We start from the raw sequence: 12,790 nt of genomic DNA, 5'->3' as shown, positions 1-12,790 counted from the left end.
AAACGACACAAACCATCAGTGAGGGATGAAGACCCTACTGATGGCTGCTATTTACATCGTTAGTCGCTTAACGATGTTTGCTGTTTGACGTGCGGTTTTTTCAATTTGCTCAGCAGAGTTTCCTAGGCCAAAGCTAAATCGAATAGAAGTTGTTAAACGTTCAGACCCTTTTCCAAACATAGCAACAAGCACATGAGAAGGATCGATTGCTCCCGCTGTGCAAGCTGAACCGCTCGATGCCGCAATTCCTGCTAAGTCTAAATTTACGAGCATCGATTCAACATTTGTTTTTGGAAATGATAAATTTAACACATGTGGCAGAGCATTTTCAAGATGTCCGTTAATTTCAAATGAAATACCTTCTTCTTTCAACACAGCTACCATTATTTCTTTGTATCTTCTATATTCATCTGCACGTGTTTGCAGCGTTTGTTGCGAAATTTTCACAGCTTCTTCAAACCCGACGATACTTGTCATGTTCTCAGTTCCAGCTCGTCGTTTGCGCTCTTGTTCTCCTCCAAATAGCAAAGGAGACAGTGAAACGTGAGCAGCTGCATATAAAAAGCCCATCCCTTTTGGTCCGTTAATTTTATGAGCCGAAACGGATAAAAGATCGACACCTAATTGTTGCACATTTAACGGAATTAATCCATAAGCTTGCACTGCATCCGTGTGGAAATATGCTCCATGCTCTTTTAATAGAACTCCAATTTCTCCAATTGGCTGAATAGCACCTACTTCATTATTTCCAAACATCACCGACACAAGAATTGTTTGATCCGTTAGGGCTGATTTTATTTCATCCACAGATACTTGTCCGTACTCATTAACTGGTAGGTAAGTCACTTCAAAGCCCTGTGTTTCTAAATATTCACACGTATGAAGCACAGCGTGGTGTTCAATTTGCGTGGTAATAATATGATTTCCTTTATGGCGGTTTGCAAGAGCGACTCCGATCAGTGCCATATTATCTGCTTCTGTCCCACCACTTGTAAAAATCAGTTCATTTTCGTGTGCTCCAATACTTGCTGCAATCGTTTGGCGAGCTTCGTCTAAATAGCGTCGACTTTCCCGCCCGTAGTGATGAATACTAGACGGATTTCCAAAGTACTCATGCATAAAAGTCGTCATTTTCTCAACGACTGCTGGATGTATTGGAGACGTTGCTGCATGATCAACATAAATACGTTCCAAAATAAACGCCTCCTATCTCATTATTAAATATAAAACATATAAGACGCTTGATCATCATCAGAATGATTTGCTAAATCTTCAAGCGTTGTACTATCTAGCACTTCTTTAACTGCATCTCGAATACGAATCCACAGCTCGCGTTTTGCAGGCTCTTCATCTTCAATTCCTTCTACAGGACTAATAGGACCTTCTAAAACGGAAATAATATCGCCAGAAGTAATGTTAGCAGGTTCATGTGCCAAGATGTAACCTCCATAAGCTCCGCGCACGCTTTTTACAAGCCCAGCGTTACGCAGCGGTGAAATAAGCTGCTCTAAATAATGTTCAGATAAATCATGCGTTTGAGCAATAGTTTTAAGCGAGATAGGACCTTCTCCAAAGCGCTTCGCAAGCTCAATCATAATCGTTAAACCGTAGCGTCCTTTTGTTGAAATTTTCATACGATACACTCCTTCAATACACTTTTTTTATTTATGAAAAAAATAAGACCCTCACGTTGTCACTGAATGCTGTGATGAGTCGTTTTTTACTAAGCTATATGAACTTCTCTATACGCGTTTCTTGCAAATGTAACTGTTGATATTATAACATACTATGCCTATAAGATAAATTTCCACCACCTATTCACCTCTTGTGATACAGTGAAAGAAAAGAAAGGAGAAAAACATGTCTACAAAACCTCTCGCATTTCGAATGCGTCCGACTCATTTAGATGACGTTATCGGGCAGCAGCATTTAGTTGGCAAAGATAAAATGATTTATCGAATGGTAAAAGCAAATCACTTAAGCTCGATGATTTTATATGGGCCTCCAGGCGTCGGGAAAACAACAATTGCCACAGCTATTGCAAAAACAACCAACACGGCGTTTCGTCAGTTAAATGCCGTTGTAAACAATAAAAAAGATATGGAAATTGTCGCCGAAGAGGCCAAAATGTCAGGCAAAGTAATTCTTCTGCTAGATGAAGTTCATCGCCTTGACAAAGCCAAGCAAGACTTTTTGCTTCCTTATTTAGAAAACGGCATGATCATTCTAATCGGAGCGACAACAAGCAATCCTTATCACGCGATTAATCCTGCTATTCGAAGCAGATGCCAAATCTTCGAATTAAAATCTCTTACGCCAGACGATATCAAAATGGCGCTAACAAGAGCACTCAACGACTCATCCAATGGATTTGGGGATAGAAAAATTGCCGTAGAAGATGACGCCATGAACCACTTTGCCAACAGCTGTAACGGTGACGTGCGCTCGGCTTTGAATGCTCTGGAACTAGCTGTTTTATCAACAAGTGAAAGCGATGGTAAAATCGTTATTACCTTACAAACGGCAGAAGAATGTCTGCAGCAAAAGTATTTTTCACATGATAAAAATGGTGACGCTCACTATGATGTATTATCGGCTTTTCAAAAATCGATTCGCGGCAGCGACGTAAATGCCGCTCTTCATTATTTGGGACGGCTAATTGAAGCAGGAGACTTGATCAGCATCAATCGTCGCCTTTTAGTCATTGCCTATGAAGACATTGGACTAGCTGATCCGGATGCCGGCATGAGGACACTAGCAGCTATTCAAGCAACTGAGCGATTAGGACTTCCAGAAGCACGCATCCCGCTTGCAAACGCCGTTATTGAGCTTTGCCTATCACCGAAGTCCAACGCTGCTTACAAAGCATTAGATGAAGCGATAAGTGATATTAAAAAAGGGTTGTCCGGCGACGTTCCCATTCATTTGAAGGATGCTCATTACAAAGGAGCAGAGAACCTTGGACGAGGCGTTGAATATCAATACCCGCATGATTTTGATAACGGATGGGTCCTTCAACAGTATTTACCGGATCGCATCAAAAACAAACAATATTTTCATCCTAAACAAAATGGACAAGAAAAATACTTTTCAAAAGTTTTCAATCGTTTAGAGACATTAAAAAAAGAAAATGGCTGAAACTGTTGCTCAGTTTCAAAGCCATTTTCTTTTTTGTCTTTATCTATTAAGCTGCACTTTTAACGTCTTTTCGTTTTTTCGTTTTTGTTGAACCTTTAAAGTAGCTGTCTAAAAGTTTTGCTACTAAACGAGCGATGATATTAAACAACAGAACCATAATGATTAGAATAGCAGCTGACTTTGTTGCAATCAATCTCGCATCAGGTACAATTCCTTCAGAGTTTAATTTCCAAATGTGGACGGCAAGCGTCTCCGCTGGCCGAAAAATATTAAACGGGTTTACAGGACTCGTTAAGTCGGCATTTGAATTTAACATCGGCGTCGTTAAGCCAGCTGTATAAATCAGCGCAGCTGCCTCTCCAAAGATTCGTCCCGCTGTTAAAATAACGCCCGTGATAATTTGTTGAATCGCTGATGGAATCACTACTTTGACAATTGTTTGCCATTTAGTCGCACCCAAGCCTAAACTCGCTTCTTTTACACTCGCAGGAACAGATGCAATCGCACTTTCACATACGCGCGTTAAACCCGGTAAATTTAAAATTGTAATCACAAGTGCTCCGCCGATAAGCGTATAGCCCCAGCCTGAAAATGTGACGAAAATTAATAATCCAAATAAACCAACTACAATGGACGGTAATGACGCCATTGTCTCAATACATAAGCGGACGAAATTTAGGAAACGACCTTGCTTCGCGTACTCCGCTAAGTAAATTCCGGCTCCTAAACCAAGAGGAATAGAAATGATCAGCGTTAAAACAAGCATGTAAAACGAGTTAAACAGCTGCGGTCCGATACCGCCACCTGCCATCGTATTGCTTGGCTTTCCAAATAAAAAGTTCGGATCCCAAAATCCCCAGCCCTTGGCGATAATTTCAACAACTAAATACACTAATAGCGCCACAACTAGAGCGGCAATGCCATAAAAAATACCTGTCCATATATTATTTACTGTGCGTGCATTTTTGTTTCTCATTGATGAGCACCTCGTTTCCCAATTGCTCGGATAATTAAAATGAACACGAAAGAAATAAGCAGTAAAATCATGGCTAACGTCCACAATGCGTTATTCCATGCCGTTCCGTTTAACGTATTAGACATATCCATTGTTAAAATACCTGTTAATGTTGCCGTTGGGCTGTATAAGCTTTCAGGAAGCTTAACCGTATTTCCGATAACCATTTGCACAGCTAGCGCTTCTCCGAATGCACGGGCAAGCCCTAACACGATACCTGTTAAAATACCTGTTTTAGCAGATGGAATAATAACTCGGCTAATTGCCTGCCATCTTGTTGAACCTAGTCCATAAGAAGCTTCTAAATATTCAGGTGCTACGCTTCGAATTGCATCGTCAGCAATACTTGCAATTGTCGGAAGAATCATGACGCTTAAGACAATAATTCCGGCAATCAAACTAAAGCCCACTCCGCCGAAGTTATCGCGAAGAAGCGGCACTAAAATGGTAACCCCTAAAAGGCCGTATACCACTGAAGGAACTCCGACTAAAAGCTCTAAAACCGGTCGTAAAACCGTTGACCCAAATTTAGGCGAAATATAGTTGTTAAAAATGGCAATAGCAATTCCAATTGGAGCACTTATAATAACGGCTCCGATTGATACAAGCATGGAACCCAGAATAAACACAAGTGCCCCGTATTCTTTATTGTTTGGGCTCCATTTTGTTGAAGTCAACATTTCACCGATTGATATATTGCTTTGTAAAAATGACTGTATGCCTTTTTCACAAATAAATACGATAATAGCTAACGTAACAAGTACAATTAAAATACCGCAAAATGTAGAAAGCGTACGGCCAATGTATTCGCTTTTTACATAATTAATGGATTTTTTCCCCTTCATCGCTCTGTCTCCTTACATATTCAGTATATATTCGCTTTTCTTTTTATTTGCTATATACTTTATTAACATTCAAATAGAATAAGACTGACTGTGTTAGTCAGCCCTATTCTTTTTAAAAACACTTTTATTTTTTGAATTCAGTCATTGGGATATAGCCCATATCTTCTACTTGCTTAGCAAAGTCTTTACCAGATACATAATCAATGTACTCTTTTGCACCATCTTTTGGCTCACCGTTTGTAATCATGTACTCATAAGCCCAGAACGGATATTTTTCAGAAACAATATTTTCTGTTGTTGGCTCTACACCATCAATATTAAGCATTTTTAGACTTTCTTTTTTATCGCCAATTAAATACGACATAGCAAGGTAACTCACTGCTCCTGGCGTTGAGTTTACTGATTGCTCAACCGCTCCGTTTGAATCTTGAGCTGTACCAACGCTGTCATTTACTTTCGCGTCACCCATTAATGTTTTCTCGAATGTAGCACGTGTACCAGAAGATGCTGGACGGTTGATTACGTTGATTTTTTCGTCGTTTCCGCCAACTTCTTTCCAGTTTTTAATTTCGCCAGAGAAAATCTTTTGAATTTGCTCTTTTGTTAACGATTCTACTTTTACATCTTTATTTACAACAAGTGCGAACCCGATGCCCGCTACTTTCGTATCGACAAGTTTATCTGCTTTTGATTTATCTTCGATTTTATCGGCTGCTGGAACGTCAGAGTTTCCAATGTCAACTGCTCCTGATGCTACTTGGTTAACACCAGTTCCACTACCTCCACCTTGTACCGTTACTGAAAGGTTTGGATATTTTTCCGTAATTCCATTCGCTGCTTCTTCTGCAAGTGGTTGTAAAGCTGTAGATCCCGCCGCTGTTAACGTACCTGACACTTCTTCTTTGCTGCCCGAACCACTGTCGTTGCTTGCTCCGTCTTTACCACATGCTGCTAGTGCTCCTACCATTAAAAAAGCTGCTAATGTTACTTTAAAACCCTTTGTTTTCATTACATTACCCTCCAATAAATATATGTGTAATTAGTACTAGTCCTTTGTACTCGAACAACAGGTACAAGACACATTATACGAGTAGATTGTTGTCTTTATATGAAGTGAATTTTAAGTTACTGTAAACTTACTTATTTGGGGTTTATTTTTTCTTATTTCTATCCAAACCCTTGATATATAAGACTTTCTGAATATTACTGTAGAAGATACAACAGAAAGAAAGCCAAAACGTAAATTTTATGTAAATAAAGCGTTAAATAAATTTACATAAATCTCTTTTTTTACTACAGTGTAAATTCACCATCAAGCCATATTTTTCAATTTATTAGTACTTTTTATACATATCAAACAGAAGATTCCATCCAAAGCATAAATAGAACAGATATTTCCATAAAAAAAAGAAGGCTGCGATAGCCTTCTTTTTATTGATCACCTACGCGGCGAATCTTAATATTACTTAATAATTCATTGATAACATGACCGCCCATAATTAATCCCGCTACAGATGGAACAAAAGCATTAGAAGATGGGGGCATTTTCGCTTTTCGAATTTGCGCTTGATCGTTTCCTACTTCTTTGCGAACTTCTTCGCGAATAACGATTGGACGTTCATCAGAAAAAACGACGTTAATTCCTTTGCGAATTCCTTCTTTACGCAGACGAGTACGAACCACTTTTGCAATCGGATCTGTATGCGTCTTTGAAATGTCTGCAATTTTAAAACGTGTTGGATCCATTTTATTCGCAGCACCCATACTTGAAATAATCGGAATATCACGTTTTAAACATTCTTTCATTAAATGAATTTTATACGAAATCGTATCGGATGCATCCACTACAAAGTCCGGTTTGTAACTAAAGAACTCTTCATACGTTTCTTCCGTATAAAACATTTGAAGAGAAACGACGTCACAGTCTGGGTTAATATCCAAAATACGCTGTTTCATTAATTCTGTCTTGGGCTGACCTACCGTCGAAAGCAGCGCATGAATTTGACGATTTACGTTTGTAATATCAACATCGTCTTTATCTACAAGAATTAAACGACCTACTCCTGACCGAGCCAAAGCCTCAGCAGAAAACGACCCTACTCCTCCTATCCCTAAAATAGCAACCGTGCTGCCTTTTAAAGTAGCTAACCCTTCTTTTCCTATCGCCAGTTCATTACGCGAAAACTGATGCAACATGTTAAAACACTCCTCTATTAAATACACCAACGTGTATGATTAATTCAAATAAACAACGAAATTGACTATACCATATTTTTAGCAAAACGAACATGAGCATTCGATATTTCTCCATAAAAAAACTCTATGCAAATCATTACATAGAGGATTTCTTATATGTATGCTAGTCCCGATCGTGCCGTCTCGAGTGCCTTCGTTTTGAACCCGCTCTCGGCAGGTGGGTGCTCTGCTTTAACCATTGTAAGTCCTCGAGATGAGGCATGTACGCTCGTTAAAAACTCCGAGCTCCCAAGCAAAAAATTGTTCGGTCAAAACTGGATTAAGGACGAACACATCAGGACTATTTAGTTCTTGAAAGTATCTTATCACAGAAAAAATCACTTTGCAATTAATAAGTAAAACAAAAAAATCGAGCCTGTCGTGCTCCAGTGACAGGATCGATTTAACAGATGGTTTAATCGATTACGCTTCTGTTTTTTGCTTTTTTACCTGCAAATGCAGCTCGTCTAATTGCGCTTCACTTACTTCACCAGGTGCGTTTGTTAATAGACAGCTTGCACTTGCTGTTTTAGGGAAGGCAATTGTATCGCGCAAGTTTGTGCGTCCTGCTAAAAGCATAACCAAACGGTCAAGACCTAACGCAATTCCGCCGTGAGGAGGAGTACCGTATTCAAATGCTTCAAGTAAGAAACCGAACTGCTCATATGCTTCTTCTAATGTAAATCCAAGCGTTTTAAACATTTTTTCTTGAATATCACGCTCATAAATACGTAAAGATCCTCCGCCAAGTTCGTAACCATTCAACACTAAGTCATATGCTTGTGCACGGACTTGTCCAGGATCGCTTTCTAACATTGGTAAATCTTCACGAACTGGCATTGTGAATGGATGATGAGCCGCGTAGTAACGGTTGTCTTCTTCGTCATGCTCAAGAAGAGGCCAATCTGTTACCCATAGGAAGTTAAATTTCGTTTCATCAATAATCCCTTGTTCTTTTGCAAGCTTTAGACGAAGAGCGCCAAGTGCATCTGCTACAACTGACTTTTTATCAGCTACAAATAAAAGTAAATCTCCTTCTTCCGTTTGAAGAGCTTCAGCAAATTGCTTTTGCTCATCTTCGTTGAAGAATTTTGCAATCGGTCCTTTTAAGCCGTCTGCTTCAACTTTCAGCCATGCTAACCCTTTAGCACCGTAAATTTTCACGAACTCTGTTAAAGCATCGATATCTTTACGTGAATAGCTAGAAGCGGCACCTTTTACGTTAATCGCTTTTACTTCTCCGCCGTTTTCAACTGCTGCGCTAAATACTTTAAACCCGCAGTCTTTCACAAGCTCTGATAAGTTGACTAGCTCCATTTCAAAACGTGTATCCGGCTTATCTGAACCATAGCGGCTCATCGCTTCATCATATGACATGCGCGGGAAAGGCGTCGTTACATCTAAATCTTTTACGCGCTTCATTACTTTAGACATCATTTCTTCCGTCATTGTCATGATGTCCTCTTGAGATAAAAATGATGTTTCAATATCGATTTGAGTAAATTCAGGCTGACGATCTGCACGCAAGTCCTCATCGCGGAAGCAGCGAGCAATTTGATAATAACGCTCAACTCCGCTTACCATTAACAGTTGCTTAAAGATTTGCGGTGATTGAGGAAGAGCATAAAACTCACCTTCGTGTACGCGGCTCGGCACAAGATAATCACGTGCACCTTCTGGCGTGCTTTTTGTTAAAATAGGTGTTTCAACATCTAAAAAGTCATTTTGATCTAAGAAGTCGCGAATTGTTTTTGTAATGTCATTGCGCATTTTAAGCGTGTTAAACATTTCAGAACGTCGAAGATCTAAATAACGATATTTTAATCGAACATCTTCTGATACTTCCGTTTGATCCGCAATGGCAAAAGGAGGTGTTTTGGCTTTATTCAACACCGTAATTTGCTCAGCGTGAACTTCAATTTTACCTGTTTTTAAGTTCGGGTTAACGGTTCCCTCTTCACGAGCTACAACAGTTCCCTGCACTTCCAGTACGAATTCATTACGTACATCTTCAGCAATTTTTAGCGCTTCAGCAGATTTTTCAGGATTAAATACAACTTGCACAACTCCGCCGCGGTCGCGTAAATCAATAAAAATTAATCCGCCTAAATCACGGCGCTTTTGAACCCATCCTTTTAATAGAACTGTTTCGCCAGTTGCTTGTTCTGTTACATCTCCACAGTAGTATGAACGTTTTGTCATCATGGTTCCCCCTTATACTTGTTCCTGCAAATAGCTAACCAATTGATCAATTGATACTTCTTGCTGTTCGCCAGATTCCATATTCTTTACGTTTACAACTTGTTTTGCTAGCTCATCTTCACCTAGAACAACAACAAATTTTGCTTGTACACGATCGGCTGCTTTGAACTGAGCTTTCATTTTTTTATCTTGATAATCTTTATCTGCTACAAAACCTGCACGTCGAAGCGTATTTACAATTGAAACAGATTTTTCTTTCGCCTCATCGCCCATTGTCACTACATAGCAATCTACGCCAGTTTCTACCGGAAGCTCAATTCCTTCTGCTTCCAATGCAGATAATAAACGTTCAATGCTTAAAGCGAATCCGATACCTGGTGTTTCAGGTCCGCCGATTTCTTGAATCAGCCCATTATAACGGCCTCCGCCGCAAAGAGTTGTAATGGCGCCAAATCCTTCTGCTTCACTCATTAGTTCAAATGCTGTGTGATTATAATAATCTAACCCGCGTACTAGCGTCGGATCTACAACATAGTCAATGTCTAAATCGGTTAAGTACTGCTGTACTTTTTCAAAATATTCTTTTGAATAGTCGTTTAAATAATCAAGAATAGACGGCGCTGTAGCCATCAGTTCATGGTCACGATCTTTTTTACAATCTAAAATACGAAGAGGATTTTTCTCCAATCGGCTTTGACAGTCGCTGCAAAACTCTCCGATGCGAGGTGCAAAGTGATCGATAAGTGCTTGACGGTGAGCTTGACGACTTTCTGTATCTCCTAAACTGTTAACAACCAGCTTTAATTTTTTTAATCCAAGCGATTGGTAAAAGCTCATTAACAGGGCAAGAACTTCAGCGTCGATAGCTGGATCATTTACCCCTAATGCTTCTACGCCAAACTGAACGAATTGACGGAAACGTCCCGCTTGAGGGCGTTCATAACGAAACATAGGACCGATATAAAACAGCTTTGTTGGCTGCGTTGGATTTCCAAACATTTTATTTGAAACAAATGATCGTCCAACTGCAGCTGTTCCTTCTGGACGAAGTGTTAAGCTGCGGTCGCCTCGATCCTTAAATGTGTACATTTCTTTTTGCACGATATCCGTTGTTTCTCCCACTCCGCGCAAAAATAATTCAGTGTGTTCAAACATTGGTGTACGAATTTCTTGGTAGTTGAACGCACGGCAGATTTCTCTTGCTCGCTGTTCAACAAACTGCCAATATTCTACTTTGCCCGGTAAAATATCTTGTGTGCCTCTAGGTATTTGAACTGACATAACGTGATATGCCTCCTATATTTAAAATTTACAATACAAAAAAACTCTCGCCTCTACTATTTTTCCATAGTAGGGACGAGAGTTAATCTCACGTGGTACCACCCTAATTGAAACATATGACATGTTTCCACTCATTTCGTTAACGCACGAACACGTTCATCTCCTACTAAGTTTCCCTTTTCAGAGTGAAGCCTCCTGAGTGTTCTTTCATAAAGTCATCATGTAGAAATGCTTTCAGCCTAAGACATTTCCTCTCTAGCCATGTGTCATCTTTACTACTTTTCTCGATCTTTGGCTTATCAATATAAAAATGTTATACATTCATTTTAATTTAGCAATTGCTTTCTATATTACGAATGAAATGAGCAGTTGTCAAGCACCTTTCATGTTAAGAGCGGTCTAATTGTTTTCTTAGTTTCTGAATATCTCGAAGCGTTAAACCAAATTCAGAAGCCAATTCAAGGGATGAAGCTTCACTTTCTCTATCAATAAAATCATGAAAATGAATGCCAAATACCGGATTTACCTGCTGAAATGATTGTTCACCTTTTTCACTAAACTTCATCGTTTCTTCCTCCCTGCCTACACTTACTTATCCTTTTATTAGCATTGCCCAAAAAAGATGTTTTTACATAAGAGAAAGGATTTTTTTTCTTTTCATCGAATACTCTATTTTGTTATAAAAAGGAGGTCTATCTATTCGCCATCTTAACATGAAGTCTGTATCTGTTTTGGCTGCAAGTATCCTTTTGTTACTGTGCTCTTCCTCATTTGAGCGCCCAAATGTACCGGTGCATCAACCCATTGTTGTAACAGCTGACTCTCTTCATGTACGCAGCGGTCCAGGACGTTCATTTTCAATTACAAATAAATTGACGAAGAATACAAGACTATCCGTTTCAGACCGTCAAGGAGATTGGTATTATGTAGAAAGCTCGGGTATTCAAGGCTGGGTGTTTAAAAAATTCACGAAAACCGTAGCGCTCCGCAGCGTTCAGCCTAGCATGCAAGTAGCGCAGCGCCAGCCTGTTTATACGCTGAGTAAAAGCTTGCAGCACCTAAAGGGCAAAACCATTATTATTGATGCAGGCCATGGAGGAAAAGACAAAGGAGCCATCGGCACACAGGGCACATATGAAAAAGATCTCACTCTCCGAACAGCGCTGATTTTACAAAACAAACTTCAAAAAGAAGGCGCACACGTCATTTTAACCCGCACCCGTGATGAGTACGTTCTGCTTTCACAGCGCACGCTGCAATCGACTAAAGCAGATGCTTTTATAAGCGTTCACTACAACAGTACGAACAGCTCACAGCTAACTGGCCTTATGACGTATTATTATCATCAGCATCAGGACAGTCCACTCACACATTCTATTCATCAGTCACTCATTGAACATGCAAAATTGAAAGACAAAGGAGAACGATTTGGAAACTATTATGTTCTTCGCGAAAATACACGTCCGAGTACATTAATTGAACTGGGCTTTTTAAGCAACGAACGGGAAGAAACGTATATTAATTCCATCAGTTATCAGCAAATGATTACATCCGCTATCGCTGAAGGATTAAATCACTACTTTCAAAACAAAGAAAAAACGCAGACTCATCTGTGAGCCTGCGTTTTTTCTTTGCTTTCTACAATAAGTGTGACCGGTCCGTCATTCGTAAATGATACGTCCATCATTTCGCCAAATGCGCCGGTTTCTACTCGAATATTTTTTCCTGATAATACTTTATTAAAATAGTTGTAAATCGTTACAGCATGATCTGGCCTAGCAGCTTCCATAAAGTTTGGTCTTCTGCCTTTTCGGCAATCTCCGTAAAGCGTAAATTGAGATACCGATAAAATTTCTCCTTCTACATCTAGAAGCGACAAATTCATTTTGCCAGACTCATCTTCAAACACTCGCAAATTTACAATTTTGTCTGCTACATACTCTGCATCGGCTTCAGTATCCTCGTGGGTAATACCGACTAAAAGCATATATCCGTGCTCAATCTCGCCGACCGTCTCCCCTGCAACAGTTACTTTTGCATTCTTTGCTCTTTGTACGACTACTCTCATGTATAA

General features: G+C 39.6%; 12 protein-coding genes, 1 other RNA gene and 1 other annotated feature. Of the genes, 2 read left to right on the top strand and 11 right to left on the bottom strand.

The genetic code is table 11. From position 1 onward, the window contains the following. Positions 1-51: 51 nt before the first annotated feature. Positions 52-1,194 (bottom strand): cysteine desulfurase family protein, encoded by a 1,143-nt coding sequence (locus ACXAE4_RS04830; protein ID WP_028411684.1) that lies wholly within the window; start codon positions 1,192-1,194, stop codon positions 52-54. Between the two features lie 23 nt (positions 1,195-1,217). Further along, positions 1,218-1,634 carry a cysteine metabolism transcriptional regulator CymR gene (gene cymR / locus ACXAE4_RS04825; RefSeq protein ID WP_013059297.1) on the bottom strand — a complete coding sequence of 139 codons (417 nt, stop codon included), beginning with the start codon at positions 1,632-1,634 and terminating at the stop codon, positions 1,218-1,220. Between the two features lie 226 nt (positions 1,635-1,860). On the opposite strand from cymR, the gene ACXAE4_RS04820 reads away from it, so the two are divergent. Then, positions 1,861-3,138 (top strand): replication-associated recombination protein A, encoded by a 1,278-nt coding sequence (locus ACXAE4_RS04820; RefSeq protein WP_028411685.1) that lies wholly within the window; start codon positions 1,861-1,863, stop codon positions 3,136-3,138. Between the two features lie 46 nt (positions 3,139-3,184). Here the strand turns inward: ACXAE4_RS04820 and pstA are convergent, their stop codons facing one another. The 8 genes from pstA to ACXAE4_RS04780 all read right to left on the bottom strand — a co-directional run bounded on the left by pstA (position 3,185) and on the right by ACXAE4_RS04780 (position 11,281). After that, positions 3,185-4,114, bottom strand: a complete 930-nt coding sequence (gene pstA / locus ACXAE4_RS04815; RefSeq protein ID WP_025750576.1) for a phosphate ABC transporter permease PstA — start codon at positions 4,112-4,114, stop codon at positions 3,185-3,187. Continuing rightward, positions 4,111-4,998 (bottom strand): phosphate ABC transporter permease subunit PstC, encoded by an 888-nt coding sequence (gene pstC / locus ACXAE4_RS04810; RefSeq protein WP_013059300.1) that lies wholly within the window; start codon positions 4,996-4,998, stop codon positions 4,111-4,113. Before pstC ends, pstA begins: the two co-directional genes overlap by 4 nt. A 124-nt stretch (positions 4,999-5,122) precedes the next feature. Next, the gene (locus tag ACXAE4_RS04805) at positions 5,123-6,007 is read right to left on the bottom strand and encodes a phosphate ABC transporter substrate-binding protein PstS family protein (RefSeq protein WP_028411686.1); all 885 of its coding nucleotides are present in this window, start codon (positions 6,005-6,007) and stop codon (positions 5,123-5,125) included. A gap of 422 nt (positions 6,008-6,429) precedes the next feature. After that, on the bottom strand, positions 6,430-7,194 hold the full coding sequence (locus ACXAE4_RS04800) for a tRNA threonylcarbamoyladenosine dehydratase (protein ID WP_028411687.1): 765 nt from the start codon (positions 7,192-7,194) through the stop codon (positions 6,430-6,432). Positions 7,195-7,356: 162 nt separating this feature from the next. After that, a non-coding RNA gene (gene ssrS, locus ACXAE4_RS04795) (6S RNA) lies at positions 7,357-7,538 on the bottom strand. 118 nt (positions 7,539-7,656) lie between these two features. Next, positions 7,657-9,435, bottom strand: coding sequence for an aspartate--tRNA ligase (gene aspS, locus ACXAE4_RS04790; RefSeq protein ID WP_013059303.1), 1,779 nt, complete (start codon positions 9,433-9,435; stop codon positions 7,657-7,659). A 12-nt stretch (positions 9,436-9,447) separates the two neighbouring features. Next, positions 9,448-10,716 carry a histidine--tRNA ligase gene (gene hisS, locus ACXAE4_RS04785; protein ID WP_028410586.1) on the bottom strand — a complete coding sequence of 423 codons (1,269 nt, stop codon included), beginning with the start codon at positions 10,714-10,716 and terminating at the stop codon, positions 9,448-9,450. Positions 10,717-10,784: 68 nt separating this feature from the next. Next, positions 10,785-11,017, bottom strand: a binding site (T-box leader). A gap of 87 nt (positions 11,018-11,104) precedes the next feature. Then, entirely contained in the window at positions 11,105-11,281 is a 177-nt protein-coding gene (locus tag ACXAE4_RS04780; protein ID WP_013059305.1) for a hypothetical protein, read from the bottom strand. A gap of 166 nt (positions 11,282-11,447) precedes the next feature. Between ACXAE4_RS04780 and ACXAE4_RS04775 the strand changes: the two genes are divergently transcribed. Beyond that, positions 11,448-12,332 (top strand): N-acetylmuramoyl-L-alanine amidase, encoded by an 885-nt coding sequence (locus ACXAE4_RS04775; protein WP_223546263.1) that lies wholly within the window; start codon positions 11,448-11,450, stop codon positions 12,330-12,332. Here the strand turns inward: ACXAE4_RS04775 and dtd are convergent. Next, positions 12,323-12,784 carry a D-aminoacyl-tRNA deacylase gene (gene dtd, locus ACXAE4_RS04770; RefSeq protein ID WP_028411689.1) on the bottom strand — a complete coding sequence of 154 codons (462 nt, stop codon included), beginning with the start codon at positions 12,782-12,784 and terminating at the stop codon, positions 12,323-12,325. The two genes, ACXAE4_RS04775 and dtd, sit on opposite strands and share 10 nt — an antisense overlap. Positions 12,785-12,790: the final 6 nt, after the last annotated feature.

Source organism: Priestia sp. ABM2_011 (genome assembly GCF_056158845.1).
Note: the sequence above shows the minus strand (reverse complement) of the source record. Positions and strands in the feature narration are given on the sequence as shown.

What these genes read in the sequence shown, in the direction of transcription:
- cymR (WP_013059297.1), bottom strand. Translation starts at nt 1,634, where the DNA reads ATGAAAATTTCAACAAAAGGACGCTACGGTTTAACGATTATGATTGAG.
- ACXAE4_RS04820 (WP_028411685.1), top strand. Translation starts at nt 1,861, where the DNA reads ATGTCTACAAAACCTCTCGCATTTCGAATGCGTCCGACTCATTTAGAT.
- pstA (WP_025750576.1), bottom strand. Translation starts at nt 4,114, where the DNA reads ATGAGAAACAAAAATGCACGCACAGTAAATAATATATGGACAGGTATT.
- pstC (WP_013059300.1), bottom strand. Translation starts at nt 4,998, where the DNA reads ATGAAGGGGAAAAAATCCATTAATTATGTAAAAAGCGAATACATTGGC.
- ACXAE4_RS04805 (WP_028411686.1), bottom strand. Translation starts at nt 6,007, where the DNA reads ATGAAAACAAAGGGTTTTAAAGTAACATTAGCAGCTTTTTTAATGGTA.
- ACXAE4_RS04800 (WP_028411687.1), bottom strand. Translation starts at nt 7,194, where the DNA reads ATGTTGCATCAGTTTTCGCGTAATGAACTGGCGATAGGAAAAGAAGGG.
- aspS (WP_013059303.1), bottom strand. Translation starts at nt 9,435, where the DNA reads ATGACAAAACGTTCATACTACTGTGGAGATGTAACAGAACAAGCAACT.
- hisS (WP_028410586.1), bottom strand. Translation starts at nt 10,716, where the DNA reads ATGTCAGTTCAAATACCTAGAGGCACACAAGATATTTTACCGGGCAAA.
- ACXAE4_RS04780 (WP_013059305.1), bottom strand. Translation starts at nt 11,281, where the DNA reads ATGAAGTTTAGTGAAAAAGGTGAACAATCATTTCAGCAGGTAAATCCG.
- dtd (WP_028411689.1), bottom strand. Translation starts at nt 12,784, where the DNA reads ATGAGAGTAGTCGTACAAAGAGCAAAGAATGCAAAAGTAACTGTTGCA.